Genomic DNA, 15,762 nt, shown 5'->3' on the forward strand with positions numbered 1-15,762 from the left:
TCCTGCGTCTCCTCGGTCGCGAGGGACCACCGCTGCAGCGACCGCGATCCCCGGTCGGACGAAGGAATCAGCCGTGTGCGCCAACGACTCCAGGAGCAGGCATGCTTGCCCCGTGGACCTGCACACCCTCCCGGAGGAGAACCCGGTCAGCTGCGCGTTCTGCGGTTCCCGGGAACCGGACGCCGACGTCCGCACCCAGGAACGACTGGGGGTGCAGGTGGCGGTCTGCGCGGCCTGCCGGGAGCGTTTCGCGGGGGCGAACGCGCCGGCGACGAAGGCTCCGGTGATCGAGGAACCCCGTGGCCTGCCGCCGACGCTGGGTCAGCAGTCGGGTGCCGTCTTCGCCCTCGTCCAGCGGATGGCGAGGATCGCCGCGGACCGTCCGTACACCGAGGAGGAGTGCGAGCACTGCGGGCACCTCGTGCACCACTACCGCGACCGGGCGGGTGCCGACGTCGAGCTGGCCAAGGAGTCGGTGCTCGCGGTCAGCGTCCCCGCCGACGAACGCTGGCGGGTGGTCGCGGACCGGGCCGTCACGGTCGCCGAACTCGACCGGGACAGGGCGGACGACGGGTACGACGAGGACGACGAGGACGACGAGGACCAGGTCGGCGCACGGGTGCGGCACGCGGTGGTCTGCCCCGCGAACCCCGCACCCGCGAACCCCCGGCTGGCGCGGATGTGGAACGCCCACCGCACCCCGCCTCCCCCCGACCACTGACCCGTGATCCCGCGGGGAGACCCAGCGGGATCACGGCGCGGGGTGGAGGGTCAGTCCTCGTCGGTGACGAGGACGAGTTCCTGCACGACGTTGCCACGGGTCGCACGGCTGTAGGGGCAGGTCTGGTGCGCGGCGTCGAGGAGGTCGCGCGCGACGGACTCCTCGAGACCGGGCAGCTGCGCCTCGATCTTGACGGCGAGGTCGATGCCCTCGGCCATGCCACCGGTCACCCCGACGGTGACCGAGACGGCCGACTCCGAGACGTCCACCTTGCGCATGCGGGCGATGCCCTTGAGCGCACTGTGGAAGCACGCCGCGTACCCGGCGGCGAACATCTGCTCGGGGTTCGTGCCGGGGCCGTCGTCGCCGCCCATGCCCTTGGGGATGGAGAGGCTGACGTCGAGGCGGTCGTCGGAGGAACTGACCCGGCCGTCGCGGCCGCCCCACGCGGTCGCGGTCGCTTCGTACATGGTCGCCATCGCGGAACTCCTTCGCTTTGATGCACCAGGCTGGTACGTGAATAGGATGACACGGTGCAGACCGCAAGGCGAGGCCGCCCCCGCGACCCGGAGATCGACGCCCGGGTGCTGACCGCCGCCGTCGAGGAACTCGCCGAGAAGGGCATCGCCGGGTTCAGCACCCGCGGGGTCGCGACCCGGGCCGGGGTCGACCGCCGCGGGGTGGGGGCGCGCTGGCCCAGCACCGACGACCTCGTCGTCGACGCCCTGGCGAGCCTCACCGCCCGGCTGGAACCTCCGCTCACCGGGTCGCTGCGCAGCGACCTGGAGCTCCTCGTACCGCCCATCGCGGCCGCGCTGTCGGGTCGCCGCCGCCAGGTCCTGCAACGCTGCGTCGACGAGGTGGCGACGTCGCCGGCCATCACCGGACGGTTCCGCCGCGACCACGTCGACCGGTGCGCCGCCGTCCTCGAGGACGCCTTCCACCGCGCCGCGGCCCGGGGTGAGCTCGTCGAGGGCACCACCCCCGCGCAGGCGACGGAGCTGCTGATGGGCTCGCTCCTGCTGCGCTCCCTGACCGTCGGCGACGCGGGCGTCGACGACCGCTCGCAGCGCGACGTCCTCGAGCACGTGCTGGGGTTGGTCACCCACTGGGCGCAGTCCGGGCGGAAGAGACCGTGACGGTCCGGCTGACCGGGTGACGCTGCAGGTCCGGGCGGGTGACGCCCGCTGCAGCCGGCGCCGGATCGGCCGACAACCTTGCAGTGCAGCAACAGAGTGACGCGCTCGCGTCGTGGTGGCGACAGTTGGAACCGGCCGTGCAGGGCGACCTGCTGACCCTGTCCCCGCACGCCCACCTGCCCGCGGACCTGGCCGCCGAACTGCGGTCCTTCGGTGTCGACGTCTCCGACGTGGGCCTCGCGCTGCACCTCGGCGAGCGGACCTTCGTCGTCCACGCCCAGCCGCCGGCGTTCCAGGACTTCCTGGCCGCGGCCCGCATCTGGGCGGCGATCTGGACCAGGGTGTGAGCGGACGAGCCGGCCTGTAAGCCGGATCCTGTACCCGCTCCGGGGAGCGGGCGGCGACCATCCCTCTAGGACGTGCGTTGCCGCACGCCTCAAGCGACCTACCCGACGACTCGGGCGGGCAGCCCTCGAACGCCGTCTGTCTGGTCTTGCTCCGGGTGGGGTTTACCTAGCCGCACTGGTCACCCAGCACGCTGGTGGTCTCTTGCACCACCGTTTCACCCTTACCCCTCCGCCGGAGCGGAGAGGCGGTCTGCTCTCTGTGGCACTGTCCCGCGGGTCACCCCGGGTGGCTGTTGGCCACCACCCTGCCCTGTGGAGTCCGGACTTTCCTCGGCGATCGGGTCACCCCGACCGACGCGGTCGCCCGGCCGACTCGTCCGTCAGGAAGCTTAGAGCATCACCCCGTAGGCTCCCGCCTCGTGCTCGTGCTGCTCCCCCCGTCGGAGACCAAGTGGGCGGGCCCGCGACGCGGCACGCCCGTCCGTCTCGACGCGCTGTCGTCCCCCGAACTCACCGCGGCCCGGGAGCAGGTGCTCGACGCGCTCGTCGAGGTCTCCGCCCGACCCGACGCCCCCGAGGTCCTGGGCGCCGGGGCGAGCCTCGCCGACGTCGTCGCCGCCAACACGACGCTGTGGACCCGACCGGCCGCGAAGGTGTCGCAGGTCTACACCGGTGTCCTCCACGACGCCCTCGGCCTCTCGACCCTGCCCGCGACCGCGGCCCGGAAGGTACTGGTCTTCTCGGCCCTCTGGGGGGTCCTGCGACCCCGGGACCGGGTCCCCGGCTACCGGCTCTCGATGGGCTCGAGCCTGCCGGGGATCGGTCCGCTGGCCTCCTTCTGGCGCCCTCGGCTCACCGCGGTGCTCGCCCCCGAGGGCGTCGTCGTCGACTGCCGTTCCGCCGCCTACGCGGCGGCGTGGGTCCCCGGGGGCGAGACCGCCGCCCGCACCGTCGGGGTCCGCGTCCTCGCCGGCGGGAAGGTCGTCTCGCACTCCGCCAAGCACACCCGCGGCCTGCTCGCCCGGCACCTGCTCACCCGCGGGGGTCGCGCCCCGAAGAACCCCGGCGCCCTGCACGACGCGGTGTCCGAGGCCTTCGACGCGAAGCTGCTCGAACCGGCACGACGCGGGGGTTCCTGGACCCTCGAGGTGGAGGCACGCTGACGTGTGGTGGATCTGTGGACTCGCCGGGGTCGCCGTCGTCGCGACCGGCCTGCTGGGGGGTGACGGCCTCCACGAGGTCGCCGGACGCGCCGCCCCCGTCCTCGCCTTCCTGCTGGCCGTCACGGTCGTGGCCGAACTCGCCGACGCCGCGGGGGTCTTCGACGCGGCCGCCCGGCTCGCGGCCCGCGCGGGCCGTGGCCGGACCTGGCTGCTGTGGCTGCTCGTCGTCGTCCTGGGCACCCTCGCGACGGTCGTCCTGTCGCTGGACACCACCGCGGTCCTGCTCACCCCGGTCGTCCTCGCCCTCGCCGCCCAGCTGAAGCTGAACCCGTTGCCGTTCGCGGTGACGACGGTTTGGCTGGCGAACACGACGTCGCTGCTGCTGCCGGTCAGCAACCTCACGAACCTCATCGGCCTCGACACCATGAAGGGTTTCGGGGTCTCCGGGACGGCCGGTTTCACCGCCCTCACCTGGGCACCGTTCCTGGCCGGTCTGGTGGGGGCCGTACTCGTCCTCGGGCTCGCGCACCGACGGTCCCTGCGCGGGACCTACGGCGCACCACCGCCTGCGCCGGAACGGGATCCGGTGACGTTCTGGACGGCGGCCGTCGTCTGCTGCCTGCTCGCACCGGCCTTCGTCAGCGGCATCACCCCGGCGATCCCCGCCGCCGTCGCCGCCGTCGTGCTGGCCGTGGTGTTCGCGGTCCGCAAGCGCGACGCCCTGAGGTTCTCCCTGCTCCCCTGGCGGACGGTCGTCCTGGTGAGCGGGTTGTTCCTCGTCGTCGAGACGGCCCAGGTCCACGGCCTCGAGGACCTGCTGCGACCGCTCGCCGGGACGGGTGAGGGGTTCCTGGACCACCTGCAGCTCGCCGGGACGGCGGCCCTGACCGCGAACGTGGCCGACAACCTCCCCGCCTACCTCGCGGTGGAACCCCTCGCGGGCAGCGCGCACCGGCTCGTCGCCGTGCTGATCGGGGTGAACCTCGGACCGCTCGTGACCCCCTGGGCCTCGCTCGCGACGTTGCTCTGGCTGGACCGCTGCAAGGCCCGCGGGGTGACGATCTCGTTGCCGCGCTTCGCCCTGCTGGGTCTGGTCGGCGTCCTGGTCTGCGTCCCGCTCGCCGTTGCCGCCCTGCAGCTCACCCGCTGAACGGCGGCGCCGTCGTCCCCCGCACGACGAGGCGGGTGGGGAAGCACCCCGTGTCGCGCACCGGGCGCCCCTGCAGCAGGTCCAGGACCTTCTGCCCCGCGGCGGACCCGAGGGCCTCCGGGTCCTGGGCCACCGTCGTGAGGTCCGTGAGCTCGGCCAACGGGTGGTCGTCGATCCCGATCACCGACATGTGCCGGGCCACCTCGATGCCGGCGCGCCGCAGGCTGCGGATGGCCCCCAGGGCCACCTCGTCGGAGAAGGCGAACACCCCGGTCGGGGACCGACGGCCGGACAGCAGCCGGTCCATGCCCTGCGCCCCGCCGCGCGAACCCCCCGACCACGAGACGACGAGTTCCTCGTCCACGGGGATCCCCGCCATCGCCATCGCCGTCCGGTACCCCTCCTCGCGGTCCTGCTGCGCCTGCCAGGCCCGGTCGGAGTCGGCGACGGTGTTCAGCATCGCGATGCGCCGGTGGCCGAGCTGGAGCAGGTGGTTGACGGCCTGCTGCGCGGCGAGGACGTCGTCGACGGAGACGGACGGCACGGTCTCGGAGTGGCTGCCCGCGGCGACGGCCACCACCCCGGCGTCGTCCAGCTTGGCGAACTCCCCCGGGGTCAGCGCCATCGCGACGACGACGAGGGCGTCCACCTTGCGGCGCACCGGCATCCGGGCGAAGAACTCGACCCGGTCCTCGGGGTCGTCGACGCAGCGCACGAGGAGGTCGAGGCCGGCGGGGCGGAGTCTGCGTTCGAGCCCCAGGACGACGGAACTGCCGTACCAGGTGGTCAGGTCGTGCAGGACGACGGCCACCCTGCCGGTGGAACGCCCGGCCAGCGCGGCGGCCTCCGGGTTCACGACGTAGTCGAGTTCCGCCGCCACCTCCCGGATCCGCTCGCGCGTCGCCGCGCTCACCCCTTCGAGACCACGCAGCGCCCGCGACACCGTGCCCAGCGAGACCCCCGCGCGCTCGGCGACGTCCGCCATGCGGACCTCGGACACCGGGGGCTGGGAACGGCTCCCGGGTCGGGACGGAGAACGCGACGTCGCGGGCATGGCAGGAATGCAACACCCGGAAACCCGCCCCGGTCCAGTTCCCGCCCCGCGGACCGGGTCCCACAATCGCCTGTGTTACCAAAGTGCAACGCAACCGCTTGCGGAGAGCTGACCTGCGGATTCGCGCACGCAACCGCTTGCGTGACGCTCGGTTGCGCGTTGACGCTCGGGACCGTCGGGTGTGTAGTGCTCCAGCCGGTCCGGGTTCGCCGTGGAACCCCGGTCGAAGGCACCCGGACGCGCCGGAGTGCCCTGCTGCACTCCCGGCGGGAGTTCCCGCCTGCTCTCGACGAAGAGGAGAACGCTGTGTTCGGCACGTCCCGCCTTTCGCGCAAGGCCACCCACTCCCTCGCCCTCGCGGCGAGCAGCATCCTCGTCCTCGCCGCCTGCGGTGGCGGCAACGACTCCGGCGGGTCCGGCGACGCTGCCGCCGCCGGGAACTCCACCGGTCCCATCACCTACGTGCAGGGCAAGGACAACAGCAACATCGTCCAGCCGGCCGTCGACAAGTGGAACGCCGCGCACCCCGACGAGAAGGTCACGCTCAAGGAGCAGACCGACCAGGCCGACCAGCAGCACGACGACCTCGTGCAGAACTTCCAGGCCAAGAACGCCGACTACGACGTCGTCAGCGTCGACAACATCTGGACGTCGGAGTTCGCGGCCAAGGGGTGGCTGCAGCCCCTCACCGGCGAGTTCGCCCTGGACACCTCGGGCCTGCTGCCGGCGACCGTCACCGCCGAGACCTACAACAAGACCCTCTACGCCGGCCCCACCAGTTCCGACGGCGGGCTGCTCTACTACCGCAAGGACCTCGTCCCCACCCCGCCGAAGTCGTGGGACGAGATGATGTCCATGTGCAGCATCGCGAAGCAGAACGGCATCGACTGCTACGCCGGGCAGTACTCCCAGTACGAGGGCCTCACCGTGAACGTCGCCGAGGCCATCAACACCTTCGGCGGCTCGGTCCTGTCCGAGGACGGCAAGAAGGCCACCGTCGACACCCCCGAGGCCAAGAAGGGCCTGGACGCCCTGGTCCAGGGCTTCAAGGACGGCAACATCCCCAAGCAGGCCACCACCTACCAGGAGGAACAGGGCCGGCAGTCCTTCGAGGACGGCAAGCTGCTGTTCCTGCGCAACTGGCCCTACGTCTACAGCCTGGCCAAGACCGACGGATCCTCGACGGTGAAGGACACCTTCGGCGTCGCGGTGCTCCCCGGCGGCGGTGACGGCAAGCCGGGCGCGTCGAGCCTCGGCGGTCACGCCGCCGCCGTCAGCGTGTACTCCGACCACAAGAAGACCGCCTTCGAGTTCGTCAAGTTCCTGCAGTCCGAGGAGATCCAGAAGGACTGGCTGACCAAGGGTTCCGCGGCTCCGGTCATCGCCTCCCTCTACGACGACCCGGCGCTCGTCGAGCAGTTCCCGTACCTGCCCGAGCTGAAGACCTCCATCGAGAACGCCGTGCCGCGGCCGGTGACGCCGTTCTACCCGGCCGTCACCAAGGCCATCCAGGACAACGCCTTCGCCGCGGTGTCCGGCAGCAAGACCACCGACGCCGCGCTGAAGGACATGCAGGCCTCGCTCCAGAACGCCATCTCCGGCGGCAAGTGACCCGGAAGCCGTGAACCGGGGGCGGGACGCCGACGTCCCGCCCCCGGGGACGAGTCCTGAGGAGGACCCATGAGCTCCACGTCCGGTGTGGCCACCGGCGAGTTCGCGCAGGGCAAACCCCCGCTGAACCCCTCGGGGAAACGCGCCAGCCTGCACGACGGTTCCGGACGGCGTGCCGCCGTCCTCATCGCCCCCACCCTGATCCTGCTCGCCATCGTCATCCTGTACCCGGTCGTCTCGGCCGTCTCCCAGTCGTTCACGAAGGACGCCGGGCTCGACCCGACCACCGGGATGTTCGTCGAGGGCGGGTTCGCCGGCGTCTCGAACTACAAGCTGTGGCTCCTGCAGGACTGCGGCAGCGGCGCCTTCTCGTGCCCGCCCGGGACCCTCGGGTCGCAGTTCTGGACCGCGACGGGTGTGACGTTCCTGTTCACCGTCGTGGCCGTCTCGCTGGAGACGGTGCTCGGGTTCGTCTTCGCCCTCGTCATGCACCGCAACTTCAAGGGCCGGGCCATCCTGCGCGCCAGCGTCCTGGTGCCGTGGGCGATCCCGACGGCGGTCACCGCCAAGCTCTGGTACTTCATCTTCGCCTACGACGGGATCGCCAACAAGGTCCTCGGGACGAACATCCTGTGGACCGGGGAGGGATGGCCGCCCAAGGCGGCCATCATCATCGCCGACACCTGGAAGACGGCCCCGTTCATGGCCCTGCTGATCCTCGCCGGTCTGCAGGTCATCGACGGCAGCGTCTACGAGGCCTCCAAGATGGACGGCGCGGGCGCGTGGCAGCGGTTCCGCTACATCACCCTGCCGCTGGTCCGTCCCGCCCTCATCGTCGCGGTGCTCTTCCGCACCCTGGACACCCTGCGCATGTACGACCTCCCGAAGATCCTCACCAACGGGGCCGGAGACACCTCGACGTTGTCGATGCTCGTCGTCGACCAGGTCCGGACGGGTTTCAACGCCGCCTCGGCGTTGTCGACGCTGACGTTCCTCATCGTGTTCGCGGTGGCGTTCGTCTTCATCAAGTTCTTGGGCGCCAACGTCACCGAGCAGCGGGCACCGAAGACGAAGAAGGCGGTCTGAGATGGCGATCACGTCCCGCAGCACCGCGACCGGGCGCAGCGGCAAGGTCACCGCGTCCGGCGTGGAGGTCGTCCAGCGCCGCAACGTCCCGGGCGCCGTCCTCACCTACGCCGGGGTGGTGCTCATCTGCCTGTGGGGCCTGCTGCCCTTCTACTGGATGATCGTCACGAGCTTCCGCGACGTCGGCTTCACCTTCGACACCACCCCGTGGCCGACGCACGTCACCCTGGAGAACTACAGCACGGCCTTCTCCACCGCCCGCGGCAACCACTTCGGCCGGGCCCTGCTGAACAGCGTGGTCATCGGGGTCGTCACGACCGTGGTGGGTCTGGTCGTCGGCGTGTTCACCGCCTACGCCCTGGCGCGGCTGGAGTTCCGCGGGAAGTTCTACGTCCTGGGCCTGATCCTGGGGGCCTCGATGTTCCCCGGTGTCGCCCTCGTCACCCCGCTGTTCCAGCTGTTCACCAACATCGGCTGGATCAACACCTACCAGGCCCTCATCATCCCGGACATCTCGTTCATCCTGCCGCTGACGGTCTACACGCTGACGGCGTTCTTCACCGAGATGCCCTGGGAACTGGAGGAGTCCGCGCGCATGGACGGGTGCACCCCCGGCCAGGCCTTCCGCAAGGTCATCCTGCCGCTGGCCGCCCCCGGGATCTTCACCACCGCGATCCTGGCCTTCACCGCGGCCTGGAACGAGTTCCTGCTCGCCAGTCAGCTGGGTGGGGACAAGGTGCAACCGGTCACCGTCGCGATCGCCAGCTTCGCGGGGGCCCAGCCCCACCAGGAGCCGTACACCGCGGTCATGGCGGCCGGGACGATCGTCACCGTCCCGCTGATCATCATGGTGCTGGTGTTCCAGCGCCGCATCGTCTCCGGCCTGACCGCCGGCGGCGTCAAGAGCTGACACACCCCCACTCGACCAGGAGACCGCCGTGCCCCGCTCCCCCCGCCCCGGCGCCCCGACCGACGTCGTCCGCGCACGCCGGAACGCGCAGCACCTGGAGACGTTCGGCGGTCTCCTCGTCGCGATGACGGTCCTCGTCCTCGGCGTGACCATCCACGCCGAGGTCACCGGGGCCCCGGCGCTGAAGCTCGTCGGGATCCTCGTCCTGCTGCTCCTGGCCGACGTCGTGGTCGTCCGCGCCGCCCGCTCGCAGCGAGGACGCGCCGAACGGTGAACGCCACCGGGTGACGGTGGGCCGTCGTCCACCAGGTCGACGCCCGCTCCTGCGCGGCCCTCCCGCGCCGCCTGCGCCGACGCCGGCGAGCCGCCGCGCTCACCCGTTCGGCCCACCGTCCCCTCCGGTCCCCCTCCTGTCCCGCCCCGCGGGGCACGTCCCGTCCGAGCTCTCCCCTACGGTTCTCCGAGCACCACCGCAGACCGCAGGACATGGATCGGGGACCGATGAGCAACATCCGCGACGACCTGGCGCGCGCCACCCAGGCGTTCGCGCGGCCGACGCTCAACCTCCTGCGCCGCCCCAGCGGTCCGCTGGTCGTCGCCGTCCTGACGTGCGCGTTCGGCGGCCAGCGCACCCGCATCCCCGCCGACCGCTTCCACGCCCAGGTCCAGGGGCTGCTGGAGGAGGTGGCGCTGCACGGCCACGAGATCCCCGACACCCCCTCGCGCGAGCTGGTCCGGACCTGGGTCCGCGAGCAGTGGCTCTCCCTGGCCCCCACGGGCGAGGACGGCGAGGAGGAGTACGCGCTGACCTCGCACACCCAGGACGCGATGGAGCAGGTCTCCCGCCTGTCCGGGCAGCGTGTCCTGCTGGGCGAGTCGCGCATCCGGACCATCCTCGAGGTGGCGCGCCGGTGCGCCCTGGAGGCCACCCAGGACCGCGACGTCCGCGTGCAGCGCCTCGACGAGCAGATCCGCCACCTCACCCTGGAACGGGACCGGCTGCTGGCGGGGGGCGAGGTGGAGCACGCGTCCCGGGAGCAGATGCTCGGGGAGTACCTCAACCTCGAGGACCTGCTCTCGGCCCTGCCCGGCGACTTCCTGCGGGTCTCCGAGGAGGTCCGCCGCATCCACCGCGAGATCGTGGGCGACTTCCGCGCCGAGACGCGCCCCTCGGGTGACGTCCTCGACGACTACCTGCGCCGGGCCGAGGAGATGCTGACGGAGTCGATGTCCGGGCGGGCGTTCGCCGGTGCCGTCGAACTCGTCCGGGACGAGGCGACGGCCCGCGCGCTGGGCTCGGACCTCACCTCGATCCTCGACCACGACTTCGCCGCGGACCTGAGCTCCGAGCAGCGCTCGGCGTTGCGGACGACGCTGGAGACCATCGCGGAGGGCATCGAACTCGTGCTGGAGCAGCGTCGGCGGTTGTCCGCCTCGTTGCGTTCGCACATCCTGCGCCACGACCCGCTGCGCGACCGGGAACTCGACGACGCGCTGCGCGCGGCAGCGGACGCCCTGACGGGGTGGGTCGCCACCGCCGGGCCCCGGGCCACCCTCGACCTCGACCTGCCGGTGCCCGCGGCCCGGATCGCGATCACCACCTTGCGGACCCGCCTGCACGACCCCGCCGACGACGCCAGCCCCCCGCCGTTGCGCGAGCACGTGGACACCCCCGCCGCGTCGTCCTCGTTGGAACAGCTGAAGCGCTGGGGCGGACCGGACTTCGAGCGGTTGCGCGCCGCCCTGACCGGAGGGCGCGAGGACGGGGTGACCGGCACCGGCGAGCTGTTCGACGAGCTCCCGGACGACCTGCGCCGTCCCGCCGACCTGATGGGGTTGCTGCACCTGGCCGTCTCCGCCGCCGGCGGTGACCCGGACACCTCCCCCGGCGCCACGGTCTACACCACGACCCGCCCCGACGGCGTCGTGCACCGCTTCCGCGGCCCCGACCTGACGTTCGCCACCCCCGAGCAGGAGATCGAGACCCCCGCATGAGCACGCACGAGGACGAGTGGACCGACGCCGAACCGGAGGCCCTCGAAGCGCTCGACCAGGGGTCGGAGACCATCCTCGACGAGGACGGTCTCTTCCCGGGCGACACCGGCACCCTGCCGCAGGCGGTGCGGGCGGTCCTGGTGCAGCTGCTGAAACGCCGCTACCTCTCCGCCGAGGCGCACCCCCGACCCTGGCGGATCCTGCTGGAGCACCAGCGGGCGGTCCGGGCCCGGCTGAACGACCTCTTCCTCGACCTCGTGATCGACACCGACCACCAGGTCGCCTACAAGCAGCAGGCGGCCGCCCGTGACGGCCAGCGGTTCCCGACCCTGCTCTTCGACCAGCCGTGGTCGCGGGAGGAGACGATCCTGCTGATCTGCCTGCGCCGCCTCGCCCGCTCCCGCGCGGCCTCCGGGGAGGCCCAGGTGTTCGTCGAACGCGCCGAACTCGTCGACGAGGTCGGCCACTTCCGGCCGTTGAGCAGCACCAACCGGGCCCGTGACGAGCAGCAGGCCGCGACGGCCGTCGACAGCCTGCTGCGCCAGGAGGTCCTGCTGCGCACCGGGACGGAGAACCGCTACCGGGTGTCCCCGATCCTGGAACTCCTGCTACCCGTGGACGTCGTCCAGCGCATCGTCGCCCGGCTCACGGGCCCCGAGACCCCCACCCACGATTCGCCCGAGGCCCTGCAGGAGACGCTGTGAACGACGGACCGATGATCCCGGGGCTGGCCCTGGCCGGTGCCGGTCACCAGCAGTGGCACGTCGCCCACGTCCAACTGGTGAACTGGGGTGGTTTCGACGGCTACCACCGGGTCGAGTTCGACCCCCGGGCGAACCTCATCACCGGCGCCTCCGGCACGGGGAAGTCGACCACGCTGGACGCCTACATCGCGGTCATGATGAACACCACGACCGCGTTCAACGGCGCCAGCAACGACGCCACCACGGGCCGCGCCCGTTCCTCGACCCAGCGCAACCCGCTGTCCTACGTGCGCGGGAAGCTGGACGAGGTCCTCGACGAGGACACGGGCAGGAACCGCGACGAGACGTTGCGCGGTCGCGACGCCGGCGGGAACGCGACGAACGCATGGTCCGGTCTCGCGTTCACGTTCCGCCACACCGGAGGTCAGAGCGTCACGACGATGCGGCTGTACTTCGCGCCCGCGTCGGCGAAGGACCCGCGCGACGTCAAGGACCACCTCGCGGTGTTCCGCGGCGACTTCGACCTGCGCCTCGTCGAACCGTTCGCGGAGCGCCGCTTCGACCACAAGCTCCTGCGCCGCCAGTTCAGCGGCCTGGAGTTCTACGACTCCTACTCGAAGTTCGCCGCCTTCATGCACCCCCTGCTGGGCATCGGCGCCGACGGCGACGGCACCGCTGCGATGAAGCTCCTGGGCCGCATCCAGGCCGGCCGCGAGGTCGTCTCCGTCGACCAGCTGTACCGGACGATGGTCCTGGAACGCCCGCGCACGTTCGAGGCCGCCGACGCCGCGATCACCCACTTCACCGACCTCGAGGCGACCTACGAGACGATGAAGACCGCCGAGGAGCAGATCACCATCCTCGGCGAGGTCCCCCGGCTGCACGCCGAACTCCGGGGCGCCCGCGAGGCCATCGCACTCGTCGACGCGCTCGACGTGGTCGGGTCGTCGCGCCACAGCGTGTTCGGGGCGTGGGTCGCCCGCACCGAGCGCGACCTGCTGGACGTCGAGGTGCGCCAGGCCAAGGCCGTCGCCGACGAGGCCACCGAGTCGCTGCGAGCGGCCCGCGCGGCGCGTCTCGCGGTGGACCTGCAGCTCGACGACACGAAACGGCTGCTCGAGGCCCAGGGCGGTGGCGCGCTGGAGACCCTCGGGCTGCAGGTGAAGGCCGCCGAGCAGGAGCACGCCGACACCGAGGCCGCCTGGAGGCGGTTCGCCGAGCACACCCGCGTCCTCGGGGAGCTCCCCCGGGACCAGGCCGGGTTCACCGCGCAGCAGCGCGCCTCCGCCGACTTCCTGCGCGAACTGCCCGCGACCCTGCAGCGCCTCGACGAGCGGAGCCGGGCCCTCGACGAGTCCGCCGCACCGGACCTCGTCGACCGGCAGCGGCTCTTCGCCGAGCAGCGCTGGTTCTCGCAGCGCTCCGACCTCGTCCCCCACGACCTGGACGCGGCCCGCAACGCCATCGCCGACCAGCTCGGGATCGCCCCGCAGGACCTCCCCTTCACCGCCGAACTCCTCGAGGTCGCCCCCGAGCACGAGCAGTGGCGCAGCGCCGCGGAACTCCTGCTCGGGGGTTTCGCCCGGACCCTCGTCGTCGAGACCTCGCTGCGTTCCACCTTCCGCGAGCGCGTCGACCAGCTCCGGCTGCGCAAGCGGGTGCAGTTCCGCTTCGCCGAGGCCGACCGCCCGGTGCCGGACCTCGACCCGGCGACCCTCGTCGCCAGGCTGCGGGTCGCGGAGGACTCTCCCTACCGGGGGTGGCTCACCGCGCTGCTGGCCCAGGACTTCCCGCACCTCGCGGTCGAGGGGCCGGACGCCTTCCGCGACGACCGCGTGCGGCGCATCACCCGCGCCGGCCAGGTGCAGAACGGCGACCGGGGCGCGCACGGCGGGCAGGACGGCCTGCGGGCGATCCTGGGGTTCTCGCCCCAGGCCCTGCTGCAGCGCATCGGGGACGAGCTCACGGACGTCGACGCCCGCCTCGCGGGACACCTGCAGCGCCAGCGGGACCTCGCCGGGCAGCGGGAGTCCCTGCTGCGCCAGGAGAAGGCCCACCAGCGGCGCGGGGAGGTCCGCTGGGCCGAAATCGACACGGCGGCGACCGCGGGTGCCATCGCGCGACGCCAGGCCGAGATCGACGCCCTGCTCGCCACGAACGACCAGATCGGGGTGTTGGGCGCCGAACGCGACCGGCTGGAGTCCGAGGCCGACCTCGCCCGGCAGGTCGAGGCCTCGGCGAAGGTCGCGCGCAGGTCCGGCGAGAAGGTCTGGGGCGACCTCGTCGCCGTGCAGGACGAGGTGAACGACCTGCTCCTCGAACTCGAGGAGCGCGGCGTCGGCGTGACCGAGGAACAGGTGGCCCACCTGGACGGCCTGCACCAGCGGTACCGGACCGAGGACACCCTGGAGAACTTCCGCCGGGTGCAACCCAAGATCCAGCAGGCCACCTCCGAGGGACGGGTCGCCGCCGTCGGGCGCGAGGCGGACGCCGCCGCCCGGTTGGAGCGCGCCTTCCGGGCGTTCCAGAGCCGCTGGCCGCAGCCGAACCTGGGCCAGGGCGTCGGCTCCTACGAGGGGTACCGCGAGATCCTGGACGAGCTGACGAAGCAGGGACTCGCGGCGCGGGCCGAGGAGTTCCGGTCCCAGGTGCTCAGCTGGTCCAGCGACGACCTGCTCACCCTGCAGACGAGGTTGCGCCAGGCCGGCGCCGAGATCGTGAACCGGCTGGCCCCGGTGAACGAGATCCTCGCCGGCCTCCCGTTCGGGCCGCACCAGGACCGCCTGCACATCGAGGTCCAGCCGCAGGTGATCCCCGAGGTCGCGGTGTTCCAGCGGGAACTGCGCGAGCTGGCGTCGGGCACGACACGGATCGACGACCCCGCGGCCGTCGAGGCCCGCTTCCTCGCCCTGCGCGGGTTCATCGACCGCATCCGCAGCGGCGCCGGGGCGGTCTCGGAACGCGAACTGCTGCTCGACGTCCGCAAGCACACCTCGGTCCGGGCGCTGCGGGTCGACGCCGAGACCGGGGCGACGCTGAGCATCTACGACCACCTCGGCGGCAAGTCCGGCGGCGAGGTCCAGGAACTCATCGCGTTCATCGTCGGTGCCGCCTTGCGCTACCAGCTCGGGACGAGCCGCAACGCCCTGCCCGTCTTCGCCCCGGTCTTCCTCGACGAGGGTTTCGTGAAGTCCGACGGCGAGTTCACCGCCCGCGGGGTGAACGCCTGGCGCGGGCTGGGGTTCCAGCTCGTCATCGCGGCGCCGCTGGACAAGGTACCGGCCATCGAACCGCTCATGCAGCGGGTCATCGAGGTGACCAAGACCCCCGGCGGCTACGCGAGGGCGATCACGCTGGTCGATGCCGACGCCGACGCCGACGCCGCAGGGGTGAGCTGATCAGAGCTCGTCGTGGTGCTCCGTGAACGCTCGGCCCATGCCGGTCAGGAACCGGTGCACCACGTCGAGCTCGGCGTCGTCGAACTGGTCCATCACCGCGCTGGAGCGCCGGCCGAGGGGCCCGAAGAACTCCTGGGCCAGTTCCTGGCCGGGTTCGCCGTAGCGCAGGAACACCTTGCGGCGGTCGGTGTCGCCGCGGTCGCGGCGCAGGTGGCCGTGCCGTTCGAGGCGGTCCACCACACCGGTCGCGGCGCCGGTCGTGACGTTCAGCAGACCGGCGAGCTCGCCCGCGGTCAACGGGTCCCCCGCGCCTTCGCGCCGCATCACGTGGATGAGGGCCTGCAGGTCGGTGGGGTGCAGGCCGTGCCGGGAGGCGAAGGCGTGCGCGATGCGTTCGGAGACGCCCACCAGGTCGCGGAGGTCGTCGACGACCTCCTGCTCGCGGCGGGCGCGGGGAGTGTCTCGGGGCCGGTACATGCTCATC

15 protein-coding genes and 1 other RNA gene are annotated in these 15,762 nt (G+C 72.0%); 12 read left to right on the forward strand and 4 right to left on the reverse strand.

What is annotated here, in order from left to right:
• Positions 1-112 precede the first annotated feature (112 nt).
• Entirely contained in the window at positions 113-721 is a 609-nt protein-coding gene (locus SJY07_RS03855) for a DUF6083 domain-containing protein (RefSeq protein ID WP_380157147.1), read from the forward strand.
• A gap of 50 nt (positions 722-771) precedes the next feature.
• Here the strand turns inward: SJY07_RS03855 and SJY07_RS03860 are convergent, their stop codons facing one another.
• Positions 772-1,200: an organic hydroperoxide resistance protein gene (locus SJY07_RS03860; protein ID WP_328295553.1), complete on the reverse strand. Its 429-nt coding sequence runs from the start codon at positions 1,198-1,200 to the stop codon at positions 772-774.
• Positions 1,201-1,254: 54 nt separating this feature from the next.
• Between SJY07_RS03860 and SJY07_RS03865 the strand changes: the two genes are divergently transcribed.
• Both SJY07_RS03865 and SJY07_RS03870 read left to right on the forward strand, forming a co-directional pair.
• Positions 1,255-1,860, forward strand: a complete 606-nt coding sequence (locus SJY07_RS03865; protein ID WP_328295552.1) for a TetR/AcrR family transcriptional regulator — start codon at positions 1,255-1,257, stop codon at positions 1,858-1,860.
• An 83-nt stretch (positions 1,861-1,943) separates the two neighbouring features.
• On the forward strand, positions 1,944-2,207 hold the full coding sequence (locus tag SJY07_RS03870) for a hypothetical protein (protein WP_328295551.1): 264 nt from the start codon (positions 1,944-1,946) through the stop codon (positions 2,205-2,207).
• Between the two features lies 1 nt (position 2,208).
• Here SJY07_RS03870 and rnpB read toward each other — a convergent pair.
• Positions 2,209-2,583, reverse strand: an RNA gene (rnpB, locus tag SJY07_RS03875) — RNase P RNA component class A.
• Positions 2,584-2,626: 43 nt separating this feature from the next.
• Here rnpB and SJY07_RS03880 point away from each other — a divergent pair.
• Together SJY07_RS03880 and SJY07_RS03885 are read left to right on the forward strand one after the other, a co-directional pair.
• Positions 2,627-3,370 carry a YaaA family protein gene (locus SJY07_RS03880; protein ID WP_380157150.1) on the forward strand — a complete coding sequence of 248 codons (744 nt, stop codon included), beginning with the start codon at positions 2,627-2,629 and terminating at the stop codon, positions 3,368-3,370.
• 1 nt (position 3,371) lies between these two features.
• Complete coding sequence (locus SJY07_RS03885; RefSeq protein WP_328295549.1) at positions 3,372-4,520, forward strand: SLC13 family permease; 1,149 nt, start codon at positions 3,372-3,374, stop codon at positions 4,518-4,520.
• On the opposite strand, the gene SJY07_RS03890 is transcribed toward SJY07_RS03885, so the two are convergent.
• The gene (locus SJY07_RS03890) at positions 4,510-5,520 is read right to left on the reverse strand and encodes a LacI family DNA-binding transcriptional regulator (protein WP_380157153.1); all 1,011 of its coding nucleotides are present in this window, start codon (positions 5,518-5,520) and stop codon (positions 4,510-4,512) included. The two genes, SJY07_RS03885 and SJY07_RS03890, sit on opposite strands and share 11 nt — an antisense overlap.
• Positions 5,521-5,880: 360 nt before the next feature.
• Here SJY07_RS03890 and SJY07_RS03895 point away from each other — a divergent pair, with 360 nt between their 5' ends.
• The 7 genes from SJY07_RS03895 (at position 5,881) to SJY07_RS03925 (ending at position 15,278) form a co-directional block, all read left to right on the forward strand.
• A complete protein-coding gene (locus SJY07_RS03895) occupies positions 5,881-7,185 on the forward strand; it encodes an ABC transporter substrate-binding protein (RefSeq protein WP_380157155.1) in 1,305 nt (434 codons plus the stop codon).
• A gap of 69 nt (positions 7,186-7,254) precedes the next feature.
• Positions 7,255-8,271, forward strand: a complete 1,017-nt coding sequence (locus SJY07_RS03900) for a carbohydrate ABC transporter permease (protein ID WP_380157157.1) — start codon at positions 7,255-7,257, stop codon at positions 8,269-8,271.
• Position 8,272: 1 nt separating this feature from the next.
• Positions 8,273-9,181 (forward strand): carbohydrate ABC transporter permease, encoded by a 909-nt coding sequence (locus tag SJY07_RS03905; RefSeq protein ID WP_380157159.1) that lies wholly within the window; start codon positions 8,273-8,275, stop codon positions 9,179-9,181.
• Between the two features lie 28 nt (positions 9,182-9,209).
• Positions 9,210-9,455, forward strand: coding sequence for a hypothetical protein (locus SJY07_RS03910; protein WP_328295544.1), 246 nt, complete (start codon positions 9,210-9,212; stop codon positions 9,453-9,455).
• Between the two features lie 227 nt (positions 9,456-9,682).
• Complete coding sequence (locus tag SJY07_RS03915) at positions 9,683-11,176, forward strand: DUF3375 domain-containing protein (RefSeq protein WP_380157162.1); 1,494 nt, start codon at positions 9,683-9,685, stop codon at positions 11,174-11,176.
• Positions 11,173-11,880: a DUF4194 domain-containing protein gene (locus SJY07_RS03920; protein ID WP_380157164.1), complete on the forward strand. Its 708-nt coding sequence runs from the start codon at positions 11,173-11,175 to the stop codon at positions 11,878-11,880. Before SJY07_RS03915 ends, SJY07_RS03920 begins: the two co-directional genes overlap by 4 nt.
• Positions 11,877-15,278 carry an ATP-binding protein gene (locus SJY07_RS03925; protein WP_380157166.1) on the forward strand — a complete coding sequence of 1,134 codons (3,402 nt, stop codon included), beginning with the start codon at positions 11,877-11,879 and terminating at the stop codon, positions 15,276-15,278. The genes SJY07_RS03920 and SJY07_RS03925 overlap by 4 nt, the downstream gene beginning before the upstream one ends.
• Here the strand turns inward: SJY07_RS03925 and SJY07_RS03930 are convergent, their stop codons facing one another.
• The gene (locus SJY07_RS03930; RefSeq protein WP_380157168.1) at positions 15,279-15,761 is read right to left on the reverse strand and encodes a MarR family winged helix-turn-helix transcriptional regulator; all 483 of its coding nucleotides are present in this window, start codon (positions 15,759-15,761) and stop codon (positions 15,279-15,281) included.
• Position 15,762: the final 1 nt, after the last annotated feature.

It is taken from the genome of Kineococcus sp. R86509, from assembly GCF_042466365.1.
Lineage (GTDB): Bacteria > Actinomycetota > Actinomycetes > Actinomycetales > Kineococcaceae > Kineococcus.